This is a genomic window from Pedobacter terrae, from assembly GCF_036946585.1.
Classification (GTDB): Bacteria; Bacteroidota; Bacteroidia; order Sphingobacteriales; family Sphingobacteriaceae; genus Pedobacter; species Pedobacter terrae_C.
In genome coordinates this window covers 35,528-55,812 of record NZ_JAQIIV010000021.1, presented here as the reverse complement: position 1 = coordinate 55,812, position 20,285 = coordinate 35,528, and the positions used below count along the sequence as shown (strand labels likewise).

At 38.3% G+C, this 20,285-nt stretch carries 13 protein-coding genes and 2 tRNA genes; all 15 read right to left on the bottom strand.

Features of this window, described 5'->3' with window-relative positions:
• The 15 genes from PGN18_RS19980 to PGN18_RS19910 all read right to left on the bottom strand — a co-directional run bounded on the left by PGN18_RS19980 (position 1) and on the right by PGN18_RS19910 (position 20,248).
• Complete coding sequence (locus PGN18_RS19980) at positions 1 to 864, bottom strand: AMP nucleosidase (RefSeq protein ID WP_335321341.1); 864 nt, start codon at positions 862 to 864, stop codon at positions 1 to 3.
• Between the two features lie 81 nt (positions 865 to 945).
• The gene (gene clpX / locus PGN18_RS19975) at positions 946 to 2,184 is read right to left on the bottom strand and encodes an ATP-dependent Clp protease ATP-binding subunit ClpX (protein ID WP_335321340.1); all 1,239 of its coding nucleotides are present in this window, start codon (positions 2,182 to 2,184) and stop codon (positions 946 to 948) included.
• Positions 2,168 to 2,875 carry an ATP-dependent Clp endopeptidase proteolytic subunit ClpP gene (clpP, locus tag PGN18_RS19970; protein WP_335321339.1) on the bottom strand — a complete coding sequence of 236 codons (708 nt, stop codon included), beginning with the start codon at positions 2,873 to 2,875 and terminating at the stop codon, positions 2,168 to 2,170. Before clpP ends, clpX begins: the two co-directional genes overlap by 17 nt.
• A 153-nt stretch (positions 2,876 to 3,028) precedes the next feature.
• Positions 3,029 to 3,385, bottom strand: a complete 357-nt coding sequence (locus PGN18_RS19965) for a four helix bundle protein (RefSeq protein ID WP_335321338.1) — start codon at positions 3,383 to 3,385, stop codon at positions 3,029 to 3,031.
• 75 nt (positions 3,386 to 3,460) lie between these two features.
• Positions 3,461 to 4,810 (bottom strand): trigger factor, encoded by a 1,350-nt coding sequence (gene tig, locus PGN18_RS19960; protein WP_335321337.1) that lies wholly within the window; start codon positions 4,808 to 4,810, stop codon positions 3,461 to 3,463.
• Positions 4,811 to 4,971: 161 nt separating this feature from the next.
• Positions 4,972 to 5,053: transfer RNA gene (locus PGN18_RS19955), tRNA-Leu, on the bottom strand.
• 653 nt (positions 5,054 to 5,706) lie between these two features.
• Positions 5,707 to 5,791, bottom strand: a tRNA-Leu gene (locus PGN18_RS19950).
• Between the two features lie 149 nt (positions 5,792 to 5,940).
• On the bottom strand, positions 5,941 to 6,243 hold the full coding sequence (locus PGN18_RS19945; protein ID WP_335321336.1) for a hypothetical protein: 303 nt from the start codon (positions 6,241 to 6,243) through the stop codon (positions 5,941 to 5,943).
• 95 nt (positions 6,244 to 6,338) lie between these two features.
• Positions 6,339 to 7,142 (bottom strand): helical backbone metal receptor, encoded by an 804-nt coding sequence (locus tag PGN18_RS19940; RefSeq protein WP_335321335.1) that lies wholly within the window; start codon positions 7,140 to 7,142, stop codon positions 6,339 to 6,341.
• A gap of 52 nt (positions 7,143 to 7,194) precedes the next feature.
• Positions 7,195 to 7,878 (bottom strand): ABC transporter ATP-binding protein, encoded by a 684-nt coding sequence (locus PGN18_RS19935; protein ID WP_335321334.1) that lies wholly within the window; start codon positions 7,876 to 7,878, stop codon positions 7,195 to 7,197.
• A gap of 88 nt (positions 7,879 to 7,966) precedes the next feature.
• A complete protein-coding gene (locus PGN18_RS19930; protein ID WP_335321333.1) occupies positions 7,967 to 10,393 on the bottom strand; it encodes an ABC transporter permease in 2,427 nt (808 codons plus the stop codon).
• A 77-nt stretch (positions 10,394 to 10,470) separates the two neighbouring features.
• Positions 10,471 to 12,864, bottom strand: coding sequence for an ABC transporter permease (locus tag PGN18_RS19925; RefSeq protein WP_335321332.1), 2,394 nt, complete (start codon positions 12,862 to 12,864; stop codon positions 10,471 to 10,473).
• A 93-nt stretch (positions 12,865 to 12,957) separates the two neighbouring features.
• On the bottom strand, positions 12,958 to 15,339 hold the full coding sequence (locus PGN18_RS19920; RefSeq protein ID WP_335321331.1) for an ABC transporter permease: 2,382 nt from the start codon (positions 15,337 to 15,339) through the stop codon (positions 12,958 to 12,960).
• Positions 15,340 to 15,416: 77 nt separating this feature from the next.
• The gene (locus tag PGN18_RS19915; protein WP_335321330.1) at positions 15,417 to 17,795 is read right to left on the bottom strand and encodes an ABC transporter permease; all 2,379 of its coding nucleotides are present in this window, start codon (positions 17,793 to 17,795) and stop codon (positions 15,417 to 15,419) included.
• Between the two features lie 77 nt (positions 17,796 to 17,872).
• Positions 17,873 to 20,248, bottom strand: a complete 2,376-nt coding sequence (locus PGN18_RS19910; RefSeq protein ID WP_335321329.1) for an ABC transporter permease — start codon at positions 20,246 to 20,248, stop codon at positions 17,873 to 17,875.
• Between the last annotated feature and the right edge of the window lie 37 nt (positions 20,249 to 20,285).

The following is a 20,285-nucleotide window of genomic DNA, read 5'->3' as shown; positions in this document are numbered from 1 at the left end:
TTAAAATAACAGGTGTTTAACCGTTAGTCCGTTATTGATCAATTGCTTTAATGAATCGATACCGATACGCAAATGCGTTTCTACATATCTTTCGGTTACTGTACTATCACTTTCTGCAGTTTTGACACCTTCAGGGATCATCGGTTGATCGGAAACCAAAAGTAACGCGCCAGCAGGTATTTTATTCGCAAAGGCAGTGGTAAAAATCGTTGCAGTTTCCATATCAACTGCCATTGCACGTAATGTTTTCAAATACTTTTTAAATTCTTTGTCGTGTTCCCAAACCCTACGGTTGGTGGTATAACAGGTTCCGGTCCAATAGTCACGGCCATGGTCACGGATAGTTGTAGAAATCGCTTTCTGTAATGCAAAAGCTGGCAAGGCAGGTACTTCTGCAGGCAGATAATCATTTGAAGTACCTTCTCCCCTAATGGCTGCAATTGGTAAAATTAAATCACCCAGTTGGTTTTTCTTTTTTAAACCACCACATTTACCCAAAAACAGCACCGCTTTAGGTTTAATTGCGGTTAGTAAATCCATCATGGTTGCTGCCAACGGACTTCCCATACCAAAATTGATAATGGTGATGCCGTTTGCGGTAACACTTTGCATAGGCTTATCCAAGCCCATAATCGGAGCATTATCATTCCACTCCGAAAACATACTTACATATTTACTGAAATTGGTTAACAGGATGTAATCGCCAAATTGATCTAATGGCCTACCGGTATAACGTGGCAACCAGTTTTTTACAATTTCATCTTTTGATTTTAATCCTGACTTAACAGGACTTTCCACTTCTTTTACTTTTTTCGATTTCTCTACAATTCCCTCGTCTTTTTTTACGTCTTTTTCTTCGTTCATAACAATTAATTTAGCGCTATGCGCCATGCGCTAAGCGTATTACAAAAAATCCCCCCCGATGCTCGGGAAGGATTTGAATTTTTATGCAGCCTGCAACTTTTTAAAGTCGGCCTTTTCAAATTTCTCTATCGCATAATCGAGATTGATGTGCAATTCCCTGACATCCGTTTGTGTTGGTGTATCAAACATCGCATCCAACATAATTGCTTCGCAAATTGATCTTAAACCACGTGCACCCAGTTTGTATTCCATTGCTTTATCCACAATAAAATCTAAAACTTCATCATCAAAAACCAACTTCACATCTTCATAAGCGAAAAGCTTCACGTACTGTTTGATGAGTGAGTTTTTAGGCGCTGTTAAAATGTTTCTTAACGATGCTTTATCCAATGGATTTAAGTGAGAAAGAACTGGTATACGACCAATTAATTCCGGAATTAATCCAAATGATTTTAAATCCTGAGGTGTAATATACTTATAAAGATTTTTAAGATCTAAGACAACCTCATCTTTCTTTACTTTATAACCTACTGCCTGGGTACGTAATCGATTGGCAATTTTGCGTTCAATACCATCAAATGCGCCGCCACAGATAAATAGAATATTATTAGTATTTACAGGGATCATTTTCTGATCTGGGTGCTTACGTCCGCCCTGAGGTGGCACGTTTACTACTGTACCTTCTAAAATCTTCAATAAAGCCTGTTGAACCCCTTCGCCTGAAACATCGCGTGTGATGGAAGGATTATCGCTTTTACGCGCTACCTTATCTACTTCATCTATATATACAATACCACGTTCGGCAGCTGCTACGTCGTAATCTGCGGCCTGAAGCAATCGGGTCAGGATACTTTCAACATCTTCACCAACATAACCAGCTTCGGTTAAAACTGTCGCATCGCAAATGCAAAATGGCACATGCAAAATTTTCGCAATGGTTTTTGCCAATAAGGTTTTTCCAGTACCTGTTTCCCCTACCAACATGATGTTCGATTTCTCAATCTCAATCTCGTCCTTATCAACTTTTTGATTTAAACGTTTATAGTGGTTGTAAACAGCGACAGACAATACTTTTTTTGCATCATCCTGACCAATAACATACTGATCAAGATGTTGTTTAATTTCAAGAGGCTTTAATAAATTTATTGCCTCCTGAATATTTTTTGTGCCTTTGGTACCTAACTCCTGTGCAAGCAACTGATTGGCCTGGGTAACGCATTTATCACAGATAAACGCGTCCATACCTTCAATCAACATTAACGTTTCATGCTTGCCAGAATGGCAGAATGAGCAACGGGATTCTTTATTTTGTTTCGCCATCTTTTTTTGCGTTTCTCGATAATACTTCATCAACCATACCAAATCCTTTAGCCTCGTCAGCTGTCATCCAATAATCGCGATCTGAAGCTTTCTCTACCCAATCATATGCCTGGCCAGAGTGCTCTGAAATAATATCGTATAATTCTTTTTTCAATTTCAACATCTCTCTTAAGTTGATCTCCATATCAGATGCCACACCTTGTGCACCACCTGATGGCTGATGAATCATTACTCTTGAGTGAGGCAAAGCCGCACGTTTACCTTTAGCACCGGCTACTAATAAAACCGCACCCATTGATGCGGCCATACCTGTACAGATGGTAGCAACATCTGGCTGAATATATTGCATAGTATCATAAATACCTAAACCAGCATACACTGAGCCACCTGGAGAGTTAATGTAAATCTGAATGTCCCTATCAGCATCTGTTGATTGCAAAAACAACAATTGCGCCTGGATAATATTTGCATTCTGATCATAAATCGCATCACCTAAAAAGATAATACGGTCCATCATTAACCTTGAAAAAACATCCATCTGAGCTACATTTAGCTGACGCTCTTCAATAATATAAGGCGTCATGTTCTGAGGGTTCAGATTAGCTTGTGCAATAAATTTATCTACGTGTAAACCGCCAATTCCCTGATTTTTAACGGCAAATTTTCTGAATTCTTGTGAGTCTATGTTCATTATTTGAGTTTTTTAGCAGAGTGCATAGCGCAGAGCGCTTCTGTTCCCCATCGTTTCGTGAATAATATAAACCAAAATATAAATAATATTTTAATTATATTTTATTTAGACAAAGAGTATACCACATCAATATGTCTGACAATATTGCACGCTCTATTTCAAACTTTTCGAAAAACTGGAAATCATCCTTGCCAAAACATCTAAATCTTCCAGTAACTCACCCAAATCTTTGTCAGAAACCAGCAACCTTAAATTCAATACCAATAGAATATTAGCATTTTCAAATACAGAACGGTGGGCAAAATTTAAAAATCTTTTGAAATCAGGTGTTGAATTGGAACCTGAACCTTCTGCAATATTATTAGATACGCTAAGAGCAGCTCCTCGAAGCTGCTCTGCAAATCTAAATTTTTTTATTTCTTCTAATCTTTCAGAAATATCAATTAATTTATTTCCCGTTAAAATAGCCCTTTGCCAGATTAATAGGTCTTGAAATCTAAATTTTGCCATTCAACAAAATAAGATTTTTTATTTGGGTTTGCAATTGGACAAGGCGATTTGGTAATCTACACCATGCTCAATGCCCTATGCTTTATTTAACTCCACAAACTTATCGTAATCAATATCTTTTTGTTCTAAAGTAACAACAGATTTGATTTGTTCGAAAGTTTTTAATGCTTTTACTTCTTCGAAAACACGGTTTGCATTTTCTTTTTCCTGTAAAAATTGAACAGCATATTGTGCCAACTGGTCTTCAGGAAGTGGGCTTGGGCTATACATTCTGAATTGTGCATCTAATTTAGCTTTAGCGGCCTGAACTACATCCTCATACTTGATTTCAATGCTGTTATCTTTAATGATTTTATTTTCGATTAAAGTCCATTTCAGGTTTTTAGCGAAATCATCATAACCTTCAGCTAATTCTTCGTCTGTTAATTTTTCGTTGGTAGCTTTCAACCAACGACGTAAAAATTCATCAGGCAATTCAAAACTATGTTTAGCTAATAATGCTTCATAAATATCGTTAGATAATTTACGTTCTGCATCTTGTTTAAACATACCTTCAACTTCTTCAGTAATTTTAGCTCTGAAACCATCTTCGTCAGTTACTGTACCCTCACCAAATAATTTGTCAAAAAACTCCTGGTTCAAGTCAGACTCTTCTAAACGGTTAACGTTTTTAACATGAAGTTTAAAGTTTCCTTTTAAAGCAGCAGCTTCTTCTTCTGAAATATTTAAAGCCTTTGCAACAACAGCAGCATCTTCAAATGCTTTTTGGATATCGATGGTAACATCATCGTCTTTCTTTAAACCAATTAATGATTTAAGGATTTCTTCATCTTTAATCTGATCTAAACGAACGCTTCCGGTACTGGTAATGCCACCTTCAACAGCAGTACCATCTTCAGCTACCTGTGTTAATTCCGCGTAAAGCACATCACCATCAGCTGAAACCTCTGGATTGGTCATTTTACCGTAACTACGACGGATATTTTTGATACGGCTTTCCAAAGTTTCCTGATCAGCTTTAATTACGTATTCCGTGAACGTATCTTTAGATGAAAGATTTACGTCAAAAGCTGGCGCTAAACCTAATTCATAATCAAACTCGAAATCATCTGTATTATCCCATTTGAATTCGCGTTTATCGTCTATTTTAGGAAGTGGTTGACCTAAAATTTCCAATTTTTGCTCAGCGATATAGTTAGATAAGGTATCGTTTAACAAGTTGTTCACCTCTTCTACTAAGATACTTTTGCCATACATTTTTTTAATGTGGGCAGCAGGAACCATTCCTTTACGGAAACCAGGTAATTGTGCTTTTTTAGCTTGATCTTTAATAGCTTTATCCACTTTTCCGGTGTAATCAGCAGGTGCGATCTTGATTTTTACAACAGCATTTAAGTTGCCGGTTTTTTCCTGTGTAATATTCATTTTTTCTGAGATATATTAAGATGTGCTTTATATCGGAGAATTAAGATATGATAAAAACCATATATCGCCACAACCGAAAAAGCACATCAATTTTTATTAATCAATGTTTTTAAAAACAAAACCGTTCCGATGTAAACATCGGAACGGCCTTTATCTTGTTGTGCGGAAGAAGGGACTCGAACCCCCACGCCGTGAAGCGCCAGATCCTAAGTCTGGTGCGGCTACCAATTACGCCACTTCCGCAGTTAGGATGTTGTAAGGACTGCAAAGATAGAAACAAGATTGGATAATCAAAAGGTATAGACCATATTTTGGCTATTATTCTTTAAAATAAATGCTAACTCACTAATTTTTAACGAGAAAATTTTACTAGTGGAAGGATTTTAGAACGATGTGCATTCTTTTCAACCGTCTTTGTGAACTACTTTGATTATATTTTGGCAAGTGAAGACGGCAGCCAGCAGGAAAAAATAAAAGTTTTTTTTCGGAAAGCAGGTCCAGTAGCGCTTATGGTTATGCAGCCCTGCTCTCCGTTATTTCCGATAAAAAATCGGAACCACTTCGATCAGGTTTAGGTGGCAAGGATAGATGAAATATTGATGGTTAAAACACCAAACGTCGCTCCGGAACGAAAACGCCAATTTTGCAATTGGCCACCGGGGAGTTGTCCCCGATGGGACGTTTTGGATTTTTTTTAACCGGATGTTGGTGCCAGCAGCCATTGCCCTGAAAATATTCTAACATGCCAAACATTCCTACGCGAACGAAAATGTCAATTTCCAATTGCCCCCCTGAGGAGTTGTTTCGATAGTACCATGTTTGAATATTAGGAGAATTAACCAAAAAAGTTTAGGGCATAAAAAAACCGTTCTGGATTATTAGAACGGCTTATAATATGGTGCGGAAGAAGGGACTCGAACCCCCACGCCGTGAAGCGCCAGATCCTAAGTCTGGTGCGGCTACCAATTACGCCACTTCCGCAGGCAGGATGTTTTAAGGACTGCAAAGATAGAAACTTAATTGAATAATCAAATTAATGACTTATAAAAATTTGATTATCCCCCAAGGTTTGTAAGACAAGGGCTATGGAGTTAGCCAAAACGCTAACCATCTTAAATTTCCTTTGATACCTAAAATTTCACAAGTGTTACATCAACCAGTTCAGGGCCACCATCAACAGGATAACCAGCAACCTTCTTTCCTTCAATCCTAACCTTTTTATTCAAATACGAATCCAGATTTATGGTTTCGCTTTTTAAGGCATAAGTTTTACTATCGGCTTTTAATAAATGTGTACCATATTGAAAAGTAGTCATTCCTAGCTTTTCTATCGTTCCGCTTATGGTAAACATACTGGCTTTTTCGCCACTTTTCATTGAACTGCAACCAGACATTGCCGCTACAAATAAAACTAATACTAATATCTTTTTCATATAATTATGTATTTGTAAATATTGATCATTAAACAATGATATATTACAGGTAACGATTTAACTTAAAGATATGCTACAAATTGTAAAAATTGTTTTTAAAGGCTCGCGATTAGCTTCTGAAATTCAAAGAAATATTGAACTGCTTTAACCAATCGACTTCCATACCAGCTAAACATTTCGCCGTCAACCAATAGAATCTTAACATTTGGAATTGCTGCCTGAATTTCTGCTATATGTTTTTCTTTAAAAGGGTAAGGCTCTGATGAAAGCAAAATCAGTTCACAGTTCGAAGTTTTTAGTTCCTCGAGTGCTACTTCGGGGTAACGTTCCTCATGGATAATATTCGTCATTCCATTAGTTAGCAAAACATCATCAATAAAAGTATTTTTTCCGGCGGCCATATAAGGCTTTCGCCAGATGAGATAGGCGACCTTTATATCAACTTTATTTTGAAGTGCAAGTATTTTTAAATCATTAAATCCAGCTGATATTAAATGATTGAGGTAACTGGCTTCTGGCTGCCGGTTTACCAGTTCGCCGATCTGTCCGATGGTTTTCATGGCATCATCAAGAGTAAAGATATCACTCATCCATACCGGAAAATATTCGGCTAACTCTTCGATGTCTTGCTGCGTGTTTTCTTCTTTGTTACCAATAATAAGATCAGGCTTTAAATCCTTAATCAAATCAATGTTCAATTTTTTTGTACCCCCTACCTTGATACGCTCCGCAAACTTTTCGATCGGATGGATACAAAATTTGGTTAAACCGATAATTTCGGCATCAAGGCCAAGATCGAATAACAACTCGGTTTGTGAAGGTACCAAAGAAACAATCCGATTGGGCGGAAAATTAATGGTTACCTCCCGCCCCATCTGATCGGTAAACGTTTTTTGCATAACGCAAAGGTAATTAACCCTAATTAAAAAGGATTACTACCGGTAGAAATAGCTAAGCTTTAACCGCCAAATCTTCTTTTACTACGCCATCTGCAATGTGTAATATCCTGTTTCCATACTGTGCATTTTTTTCTGAATGGGTAACCTGTATAATCGTAATCCCCTCCTCTTTATTAAGTTTTTTAAACAGCCCCATAATTTCTTCAGCCTGTGCCGATTGCAAATTCCCTGTAGGCTCATCAGCCAGAATAATGGAAGGCTGTGCAGCCAAAGCCCTTGCGATGCCTACCAACTGCTGCTGACCGCCAGACAACTGATTAGGAAACAAATCTTTTTTAGCCACGATGTTAAACCTGTCGAGAAGATCGGCTATCCTGCTGGCCCGTTCTGCGCTACCCACCTTCTTGTATAAAAGTGGTGCTTCGATGTTTTCGTAAACCGTCATTTCATCAATTAAATGGTAGGCCTGAAACACAAAACCGATATGGTTGCGGTACAGCTCAATCCGTTTACGTTCATTCAAACTGGTTACATCTTCGCCCATAAAATGATAATTGCCATAAGTGGGTTCTTCCAGCATGCCAATAATATTAAGCAAGGTCGACTTTCCGGCACCGGATGGCCCCATGATGGAAACAAATTCGCCTTGATTTATGGTAGTGGTGACCAGGCGTAATACATAATTTTTAACGCCTTTGCTGGCGTAGTACTTTTCGATATTGGTAAGTTGTATCATATTTTTTAAAGTTGAGGGTTAAAGGTTAAAGGTTTGAAGGTTTTGGACAATTTAGCCTTCTACCTAAAAACCTTCTGCCTTCTCGCCGTTATTCATATTTAAGTGCATTCACCGGATCAGTTACAGCGGCTTTTCTTGCCTGTATACTCACCGTGAGGATGGCTATAATTACAGAAATTAATGTAGCAGCAGCAAAAGGCATAAAGGGTACGTCTATGCGATAAGCAAAGCCTTCGAGCCATTTTTTTATAATGATGTAGGCGATAGGCCAACTCACTAAGTTGGCCACGATAACCAGAATTAAAAACGATTTGTTAAGCAAGCTTATAATCTGGATATTTGATGCACCAAGCACTTTCCTTACTGCAATCTCCTTGGTCTTCCGCTTAGCCACAAATGTAGAAAGCGCAAATAAACCAAGCAATGAAAGGGAAACAGAAACCAGGCTGAACAGGATAATCATGTTCATAAACCGCCTGTTTTCTTCCAGGCTTTTTGAAAAAGCATCATCCATAGAATAGTACTCTATCGGGAAGTTTGGATACATCATTTTCCATTCCTTTTCAATTTTGTTGATGATTTCTTTATGTTGAGCCGTATTGAAACGTACGAGCAAATTGTTTGTATTAGAAGTTCCACCAAGTCTGGTCACTTTATAAACCGTTGGCAAAACCGCTTTTTCAAAGCCTTCATTATGATAGTTTTTAATAATGCCAACCACTTGAAAAACATTGCTTTTACCTTGCCAATCGGTTTTTTGATAGGTTTGTCCGACTAGATTTTTACCGAATAAATTTGCCGCCGCCTCGTTTAGGACTACAGTGTTAACGGTATCGCTTTTATATTCTTTTGAAAAAATCCTGCCCTGCAATATTTTCACACCGAGTGCAGGCAATGCATCCATTGTAACGGTAACGGTATTTAACTTTATCGGCTTACCTTTGTATTGAACTTCTTCGGGCACATTAAAGCTATTCCCCAACACCTGTGTAGTGGTCGCAACATATTGAATGCCAGGTATTTTCTTCAATCTATCGGCAAATTTATCTTCATAATTGGTTTTGATATTGATCAGATTTCCTCTTTCAAAACCTAAATCCTTATTGCTGATAAACCGGGATTGCATTTCCATTACCCCAATGGATATAATGAAAGTTACAGAAATGACGAACTGAAAGACGATCAGGACATTCCGGAGGATTATACCTCGCAAACCATTTTCATAATTCCCTTTTAAAACGGCTACAGGATTATAGTTGGATAAAATCCAGGCTGGATATATACCTGCAAGTAAAGTTACAAACACAAACAGGCCTAACAGCTGAACAATCAGGATCATCAATCGGGCATTGTGCCAAAAACTTAATGCCACATTAAACTGCTGGTTAAAAGCCGGCAATACCATTTCAATCAAAACGATACAGAGAAAAAGTGAAATCAGGCTTTGCAACCCTGATTCGACTAAAAACTGAGCGGTCAACTGCCTTTTGTAAGAACCAAGTACTTTTTTTACACCTACTTCCTTAGCCCGCTGAACGGACTGTGCAGTAGCTAGATTGATGAAGTTAATGATGGAAACCAAGAGCAAAAATGCCGATATAGCCATTACAGGTTTCAACTTTTCGAACCAGCTTAGGGTATACGGCGGATTGGCATGAACAGTTTCTAAGGGGATAACTTTTAAGCCCGGCAATTTTTCAGGTTTTTGGATATCTTCACTATCCTGCTTCTGCCCTTTCAGCAAGTTTTTCTTGAAATCAACATATAACTTCTGCAAAGTTTGGTTTAACACGAGTGTATCGCTGGACTTATTAAGTTTGGTATAAACCAGACAATAATTATTATTTGTCGGTTCATCAGGATCTTTATCTTTATTTCCAGTTCGCACAATCGCACTAAAACCCACGCTTTGTGGCGATTTAGGTTCACTTACTACACCGGTGACGGTTAACAGATTGCCCTTGTCATCCCTCCAGCGTATTATTTTTATTGTCTTACCCAGAGCTCTTGTTGTACCGAAAAGTTTTATGGCGAGATCTTCTTTCAAAACGATGGTATTTTTGTTTTCCAGTGCTTTATCTGCACTGCCCTGAACGAACTGATAGTCGAAAACCTTAAAGAAACTGCTATCCGAATCTTTTATCTTATCCACCATAATCGGATCGGCGTTGTCTGTTTTAACGGAATAGCCACTGCCAAAGTCCCAGTCGTTATCTACTTTGGTTACTGCAACTGCCTGTGGTAATTTTGTCCTGATCAGGTTCGCGATGCGGCTGTTTGAAACCTCATTCCAGTGCTCCTTATTATCAGGGGTAAAAAAATTGTGTTTTTCTCTGATCTGGTAAACATTTTTTAATTCCGGAGACCATTTGTCGTAACTCTCTTCATGATTAATATATAAAATCATGAGCACAAAAGCAGTTAAACCAAGTGCCAGTCCGACAATATTGATAGCGGCATATACCTTGTTTTTCCAAAGGTTGCGTAAAGCGATTTTAAGGTTAAGTTTAAACATCTTTTTAAGGTTTAGGGTATGGCGTTTAGCGATGAGCGGGAAAGTTACGCTGTACGCTAAGCGCTTACCGCAGGTTATTATTCATATTTAAGTGCATCAATGGTATTTGCTGAGGCTGCTTTATAAGAGCGGAAACTTACCGTAATCAGCGTAATTGTCATTGATATGGCCATCGCAAGAGCAAATGGCCAAACGCTGATATCAATGCGATAGGCAAAACCTGCTAACCATTTTGAAACAAAAAGGTAAGCGAGTGGCCATGCTAATAAGTTGGCAATGGATACCATAATGAGAAAGGAACCATTCAGCATTTTTACGAGCTCAAGTGTTGAGGCGCCCAGCACCCTCCTAATGGCAACTTCTTTGGTTCTCTGTGTGGCCACAAAAGATATTAATCCGAATAAACCAATAAATGATATGAAAATAATTATGCCGGCAAACACCTTAAATAATATGCCTGTGATGCGCTCACTTTCATAATAGCTTTTTATCCGCGCATTAACGAAATCTGCATCATAAATATTGTCAGGAAAGGTACTGTTCCACAAGGATTTTATCTGTTTCATGGCAGGTAGTATCTGTTTGCTATCCATTTTTATCGCCACATTCCAATAATTAAGTTTTCCGGGAAAAATTGCAAGTCCCGATATGCTTTCTTTCAACGATTTATCGTTATAATCTTTAACCACGCCTGTGATTGGCACCAGGTTGCCACTTGCATTTATCACTTTACCTATGGCATCTTCAGGTTTAAGAATACTCATTTTTTTGAGAAAGGTTTCATTCACCACACAGCCGTTGGCGGTATCACTTTTCTGAAATATTCTGCCCGCTACAAGCTTTAAATCGAAGACTTTAAAGTAATTTTCGTCTGCCCTTACCGTTCTTAACTCAAAATCTTTATTCTTGACACCATTATAGGTAAAGTCTGTTGAATTTACATCGGAAGATAAAGGCGGTGTCTGGCAAAAACTAAGCAACTCTACTCCGGGAATCTGCGAAGCCCGTGCCTTAAAAGTGTTTAATTTTGTTTTGCTCAAACTATCGCCCGGCATACCTACCATTACAACTGCATTTGAGTTAAAACCTAATGATTTCTGTTGTACATATGCCATTTGCCTGATAATGACCAGTGTTCCAATAATCAATATGACAGTTATGGAAAACTGAATCACCACTAAAATTTTGCGGAGGCCTAAACCATTGCCATTTAAAGCAATTTTATTTTTAACAGCCAGCGCCGGATTAAAACCTGACACGACTAATGCAGGATAGAAACCAGCAAGAAAGCCCACAAAAACGACTAAAATCGCCATAAAAAAGAAAATTAAAGGATGCGCAAAGAGACTGAACTGAACCTGACCTTTGAACAGGTTTTGCATTAGCGGAATGGCTAGTTCGGCAATTACGCAGGCTATTAACAAAGCCATTAAACTAACTACAAAAGTTTCGGTTAAAAACTGTACAATTAACTGTTTCCTTTTGCTTCCCATCACTTTACGTACACCAACCTCTTTCGAGCGGTTTACAGATTGCGCTGTACTTAAATTGATGAAGTTGATGCAGGCGGTGAGTATCAGAAACAAACCAATAATAGCCAGACCATAAATTTCGCTTTTGCCAATAGTAGAATCTGCAAAATTATCGTATTTTTCACTAAAATGGATATCTCTTAACGCCTGCAGCTGGTTATTTTGGTTGCCGGCTATTTTTTCGATTGGGTAATATTTTTTATTAAACTTCGCTAACGGAGCCTGCATATCGGCAAGTGTTGTTCCTTTCTTTAACAGCACATAACTCGATGAGCTGGAATTTACCGAATCCCAGTTCGTATTGTTGCGACCATAATACGTTTCATAGCTTACAATGATCCCAAGTGGGAAACTACTGTTCTGCGGCATATCCTGTATCACACCTGTAACGTTAAGGTTAACACGGGTTCCCATAGTGATGGTTTTGCCCACTGCATTTTCTACCGAACCAAAAAATTTAATTGCATTGGCCTTGGATAGCACTACAGCATTGGGTTCAGAAAGGGCCGCTCGAGGATTACTATACTCCCAATTAATATCATCGAAAACCTCAAAAAAATCCGGATCGGCATAGTAAACAGCATGCTGAATTTTAATCTTTTCTAGTCCATGGTCGTCTCGGATGTGAAAAACATCGCCCCGTTTTACAATAAAACCAACTTTCTCAAATCCTGCAATTTCATTTCTTGCTGCTGCCGGAAAAGTGATCGGTACACCGGAAGAAAAATCGTCGAAAGCTTCGTATTTCCAATTAGTAACTACTCTGAAAATACGGTCTTCATTTTTAAAACCTTCATCGAAACTTAACTGATACCGGATAAAAATAAAAATCAGGATACAACTTGCCATCCCTATTGACAGACCAAGGATATTAATCAATGTATAACCTTTGTTTTTCCAGAGGTTTCGCCAGGCGATTTTGAGGTTGAGTTTGAACATCTTTTGAGGTTGAGGGTTGAAAAGTTAAAGGCTGGAAGGTTGAGGGTTCAGGTGGTTAAACCTTCTACCCTATTACCTTCGCCCTTCCGGGCATTATTCGTATTTAAGTGCATCAACGGCATTGGCTTTGGCAACTTTAAAAGTTTGCATGCTTACCGTAACGAGTGCAATCAATACCGAAGTGAAAAGTGCCAGCAAAAAAGGCCATGGATTTATCGAAATTTTGTAATCATACTTTTCGAGCCATTTAGCCACGAGCACGTAAGCCACCGGAATGGCAATGAAGTTGGCAATAACCACCAGTTTCATAAAATCTTTGTTCAGCAGGATTAAAATATCAGAAAGGTTAGCACCCAATACTTTGCGGATGCTGATTTCTTTGCTGCGCTGTTCGGCCGTGTACAAAGCCAGACCGAGCAGGCCTAAACACGATATAAAAATCGCAAAACCGCCAAATAGGTTCGAAAGTACGCTAAGTAATTTTTCACTTTTTAGTTTTTCAGACATCCCCTGGCTAACCATTTTTATCTCAACAGGATAGGCGGGGTTTAAGCGGCTGCTGACGGTTTTTATTGCTTCAACCGAAGTACTTAATGATTGTGCCGGATTTAACTTCAGCAATAAAACCTTACTGGTTTTAATATTATAATAGTAAACGGTGGGTTGTATTTTCGAAGCAAGCGATTCATTTGAATAATCCTGCATCACGCCTACCACTTTAAGCGGTGGATTATCGCCCCAATGAATCACTGTACCAACAGGATTTTTTAAGCCCATGGTTCTGACAGCAGATTGATTGAGTAAAAGTGAGGTGGCGGTATCTGCCGGAAATTTAGGATCAAAATCTCTGCCCGCTACAATTTTCACCCCTGTAGTTTTGGTGAAATCGAAGCCAGTACTTCTATAATGGATAATAGAAACATCATTCTTGGGCTTATTTGGCCAGGTAATGTCGCTTGTTATCGACCCTCCATTGGTAAAAGAACTTGCATATTCTGTAGCTGCCATAACGGCGCCTGTTCTTAGTAACTCATTTTTAAACAGCGCCAGTTTCTGCGGTTTAGTCCATTCTCCTTCCAGATCGATCTGGGCGAGTGCAGTTTGATCGAAACCCAGTGGCTTATTTTTCAGGTGCTGGATCTGATTATAAATCACAACGGCAGAGATAATCATGCAGATGGAAAGACTAAACTGTAATATTACCAATGTTTTACGGATAGACAATGAACCTGTTGAACCTTTAAAACCTTTAAGCACTTTTACGGGAATAAAAGAAGAAAGGTAAAATGCAGGGTAGCTTCCGGCGAGCAAACCTGTAATCAATACCATCGACAGCAACAGTATCCAAAATGAGTAAGAACTGTAATCAATCTTGATTGAAATATCAAGCAGGTTGTTAAAATAGGGCATGGAAAGTTCGAGCGTGATGAAAGCAATGGCCATCGCTATAACAGACAATAATAGCGATTCGATCATAAACTGCCCCATAATGGTATTTCGGGTGGAACCCAAGGCTTTTCGCACACCAACTTCCCTGGCGCGTTTTTCTGATTTTGCCGTAGAAAGGTTCATATAATTGATGCAGGCAATAAGCAATACGCAAATGGCCAGAAAAACAAATAAACGCAATTGATCTACTTTACCTCCAGCCGATTTTCCGTTCTCAAAATGATCGTACAAATGGAATTTAGCCAAAGGAAAAAGAAAAAGCTGGTAAGTCATTTCTTTCAGATCAGCTTCTTTATTTACAATAAAGTTTTTAATGGCTGTATTAGTAGCGGTTAAATCGGCATTATCTTTTAGCTGGAATAAAGTTAAACAGGTGATAGCGCCCCATCCGTTTTCTCTCTCGCCCGGATTTTCCTGTTCATAAAATGTCCAGGGCTGTAAAACATCAAACTGAATGGTCTGGTTTTTAGGCAGGTCTTCAATTACTGCACTTACCTTCAAGCTGATTTTATTATCATAAGTAATAAGCTGGCCCAGTGGATTTTGACTGCCAAATAACTTTTTAGCTGTAGAGGCATTGATTAATACATTATTCGGTTCGGCCAATGCTGTTTCTGGATTTCCATAAATAAATTTCTGACCAAGGATTTGCAGAAAACTGGGATCTGCACTCAATGCTTCCAGTTTAAAATGATTCTGCTCATGGCTATAGAGTCTGGAGTTGCCAGGCATGGTGATGCGTGCAGCATTTTTAATACCTGGCAGTTCTATCATGGCAGCATTAGCCAATTTATTCGGCACGGCCATGGTTGTAGCCAGTTTGCCATTATATTTCAGGTTTAAACTTGCGAAATAAACCTTATCTGCATTTTTATACTGTTTATCAAAACTCCATTCGTAATTGACATACAGCAATAACATTAAGCAACAAGCCATACCAATAGCCAGGCCACCAACATTGATTAATGTAAAGCCTTTGTGTCTCCAGAGGTTGCGTAAGGCGATTTTTAGATTTAATTTGAACATATGTTTTAGGTTTAGCGTAAAGCGTTTGGCGATCAGCGTTAAATATCCGCCAAACACCAAACGCCAATCGCAGTTTGTTATTCGTATTTTAAAGCATCAACAGGGTTAGCTTTCGCCGTTTTATAAGCTTGAAAGCTAACCGTAACTAAAGCCATTAATAAGGTACCAAAAGTAGCTACCGGCATAATCCACCAGCTAAATTCTGTGTGATATTCAAAATTATTCAGCCATTTCCCCATTATATAATAACTTACCGGAATGGCAATTACAATGGCTAAGGCGATCATTTTTAGGAAAGACAACGACAGTAACTGCATTAAATTGGCTACCGATGCACCTAAAACCTTCCGAACACCAAATTCTTTGGTACGTTGTTCTGCACTGTAAGCAACCAGACCAAATAAACCCAGGCAGGAAACGAAAATGGCTAGGCCGCCAAATAAATTGGAAAGAATACCTAAGGTTTTTTCTGATTTATATTTTTCCTGATATAATGCATTTATAAAGGTAATTTCCGTTGGATATGCAGGATTAAAAGTCTTTGTAATTCTGCTGATGGTTTCGATATTACTTTGCAAACTGTTTGTATTATTCAGACGCATCGTAATTGTACCAGTTTGCTTTGGATTTAAAAATACAACCTGCGGATTGTTTGATTTATAAGGCGAATCCCATACATAATCATTAAATACACCAATAATATAAGCGTTGGTGCCATAAAGATTTACCCTTTTGCCAATAGGGTTTTTATAACCAAATACCCTCACAGCCGAGGCACTTACCAGCAAGGCACTGGTATCTGATGCGAAGTTTTTCGAGAAATCCCGTCCCTCCAATAATTTAATACCATTGGTTTTAATAAAATCGTACGAAGTAGCTACCTGATTAAACATGATTGTATTTTCGGGTTTGGTCATTCCATCCCACTTGATATCCATAAAGTTGCGGCCGTGGTGTGAAAGACTAACGGATGATTGATACATCGAAGTTACCGCACCGGATTTAAGCAGTTCAGATTTAAATAACTCGAATCTGGTTTTTAGTTCGCCATCCTGAGGAATTTCGACCAAGGCATTAACATCAAAACCGACAGGCTTATTTTTAATGTATTGAATTTGCCGATAGATAACTAAAGTTGCAATAATGAGTATAATGGCGAAACAGAATTGTCCGATAACCAACACCTGCCTTAAACTGATATTTAAAAATCCTTTAGCCGTGATTTTTCTTTTTAAGGTTTGGATTGGATTAAAGGCTGACAGATAAAAAGCTGGATAACTACCAGCAATTAGCCCCGTGACTAATACAATGGCCAGTATCCCAAGCCAACTCGTCAAGCTAAAATAAGAAATGCCAATATTAATATTTAGCAATTGATTGAATGCCGGAATCGAAAGTTCAAGTAAAGCAATGGCAAGTACAACTGCAACCAATGTAAGTACCATCGATTCGGTTAAAAACTGAAGAATTAGTGATGAGCGGTTTGCACCGATCGTTTTCTTGATACCTACTTCCTTTGCTCTTTTCTCCGATTTTGCCGTCGCCATGTTCATAAAATTGATGCAGGCAATCAATAAAATTCCAAATGCCAAACCAATAAAAAGATAAATTTGCTCAATATCACCACCTATAGGTTTGCCATTTTCAAACTTTCCAAACAAATGCAGTTTGCTGGCTTGATACAAAAAGTGTGGCTGTGATTGTGCATTCTGTGGCACATTTGTTTTAATCAAAGCATCAATTTTACGATTTACCAAATCAATATTTGCATCTTGTTTTAATAACACCATCGTTACGAAACTGTAATTATTCCAGTTTAAATCCTTTGCGCTACCATCTACAATCTCATAAAGCGACCAGGGCATTAAAAAATCGAAACGATTAGAACTATTTTCGGGTAAATCTTTAATTACGCCGGTAATGGTAAGATTTTCTTTATCCTGATAACGAACGGACTTATTCAGTACATCAGTAGTTCCAAATAAGGTTCTGGCTATACTTTCTGTTAAAATAACTGAAAGTGGATTCTTTAGTGCAGTTTTTGAGTCACCTGAAACAAACTGATAATCATACATTTGAAGTATATCAGGTTCGGCAAATTTCGAATCCTTTTTATAACTATTTTGTCCGTTTGCTATTAAACTTTTTTTACCGTAATCCATCCGGGCAACATATTTTGCCTCGGGCAATTTTTCTTTCAAAAGCGGACCTAAAGCAGTGGTGGAACCATTGAAAGTGCCGGCAATTTTGTTTCCTTCGCCTGGAACATTAGTCATGGCCACATACACATTGCGCCAGTTTTTCGCCTGCTTATCAAAATTCCACTCATAGGTTACATAAAGCAACAGCATTAAACAGGCGGCCAAGCCGATAGCCAGGCCAATTACATTGATGAAAGAAGAGGTTTTGTTCTTCCACAGATTCCGTAGTGCGATTTTTAAGTTTAATTTGAACATAAGGTTTAAGGCTTGGCGTAAAGCGTTTGGCGATCAGCGTTACATCCCGCCAAACACCAAACGCCTATCGCAGTTCGTTATTCGTATTTCAAGGCATCAACTGGATTTGCTTTGACAGCTTTTCTAGCCTGAATGCTCACGGTAATTACTGTTAATAAAATGGTTATTAGAGCGCTGCTTATAAATGGTAAAATTGGCAGATCGATTCTGTAGGCGAAGGTTTCAAGCCACCTTTTTGTGATGACATATGCTAAAGGCCAAGAGATTACATTAGCTACAAGCACCATTATAAAAAATGAACTGTTGATTAAACTAAAAATCTGAATATCGCTGGCACCCAAAATCTTGCGCACTGCGATTTCTTTGATACGTCCATTGGTGATGTATTTTGCGAAGGCAAACAAGCCTAGAACAGCAATAAAAATGGTGAGTAAAGCTGCTCCAATAAACATCGACTGTAATTGCTCTTGTTTTTTGAAAAGCTTGCCGTAAAGCTCATCTAAGAATTCATACCTGAAATCTTCGCCATCTTTCGGGTTTATCTGAGGCCAATGTGCTTTCAAAGCAGCTAGCGCGGAAGACATTTTGTTGCTCTCAATCTTTACCATTATTTGCGTTTTATAATTGCCGCAAGGGTTTTTAATCGCGTAAATGGTTGGTTTAACTGCACTTTCAAATCCCTGAGCCTTAAAATCTTTAATTACACCAACAATTTTATAATCAATATTGCAGCCTCTGATTATTTTACCAACCGGGTTTTTCATACCATATTTAGCAACTGTACTTTCATTTATCACGGCAGCATTGGTCGTATCAGCAGGGAATGACTTTGAAAAAAAACGGCCCTCTTTTAATTTGATATCCAGCGTTTCAAAGTAATCAAAATCTACATCTATAAAATCAAGGCTGGATTGTACACCTTCGAAAGTGTAACCATTAGCGCCGCCTTCTGCACCGTTCGGAATATCTGTGGCTACAGTGGTCGATTTTATTCCAGGAATTTTTAAAATTTTATCTCTAACAGGAACGAATGTTTCAGGCTTATTAAACGTGCTGATGTTCTTAATATACACAACCTGATTTGCCCTAAAACCTAAATCCTCACTTCGCATGTATTTAAGCTGTGAGTTTATAATAAACAAACCAATAATAAAAATTACTGCGATACTGAACTGAAAAACCAATAAACCATTTCGCAACCAGGAACTTTTTTTACTTGTAGAAAAATTACCCTTTAACACCAACGCTGGCTTGAAACCGGATAATACTAAAGCAGGATAAGCACCGGCAATTAAGGTAATCAGGCATAAAACTAAGGGCAATTGCCAAAATAGATTATCTTCAATCGTCCAGATAGAAAGGTTGATCTGGAAAAGGTTATTGAAATATGGCAATGCCAGTTCGGCTAAAATTAATCCAAGAATCGTTGCTACAAAACACTGAATAAATATTTCTACAAGAAATTGAGTGGTTAGCTGAAAACGGTAAGCACCCATTACTTTTTTAACACCAACTTCTTTGGCCCTTTTGGTCGCTTGTGCTATGCTTAGATTAGTGAAATTGATACAAGCGATTACCAGAATTAAAATTCCCAATATGGAAAGGGACATTAATATTTTGTAGGGCGCATCATTACCAGCTCTTGGTTTCAAATGTAAATTCGCCAGCGGATCCAGAAAGGTGGAAATACTTTTAATTTCTTCAATTGTCTTTCGGTTAGTTTCGCCTTTTAGTAATTCTCTGCGGTATAATGCTGTAATTTTCTGCTCAAGGTTTTCGACATTGGTTCCTGGTTTTACCTGAATGTAAGTGGTGTAGTTATTGTATCCGTATTCCTCGCCCTTTCCTATTTCATTCCCAATTGAAATGCCATCAAAAGTGATGTTTGAATGCAAATTATTGATAATTGAGCCATTAATTTTGCTCGTGATGCCCGAATTGCTTGAGCCCATGCCCACCATTTCCGGTTTATTATCCGTTTTGTCAGGAAAGAGCGCTTTCATGTTTTCCTTGCTCAGGTAAGAAAGCCTTTCAACATCTCCTGCAGGTTTTTCCAAACCGCCTGTAGGCTTCAAATCGAGAATTTTAGCTGCATTATAATCCGCCTGCATAAAGTTTTTAGCAAACAATGTATTTTTGCCATGCTTCATGGTGAATTCGAAAAACCCACGTTTGGTAATCCCTGCGTTTTCCACTTCCGGGAAATGATTTTTAATGGCTTTTGCTAAGGGTGGTGAAGTGTAGTTCGTCTTAAAGTCGGGTTCAATCCGCCCTACCACATAAATATTTTTATAGTTAGGATTAGTTTTATCAAAACTTGTTTCGTACGTAAAATAAAGTATCACCAAAATAAATGCGGCCAAAGCAACGGCCAGCCCCCCGATATTAATGGCAGTAATTCCTTTATTTCTCCACAGGTTGCGCAACGCGATTTTTAAGTTTAATTTGAACATAATTATAAGGTTGAGGGTTGAAAGGTTAAAGGATGGA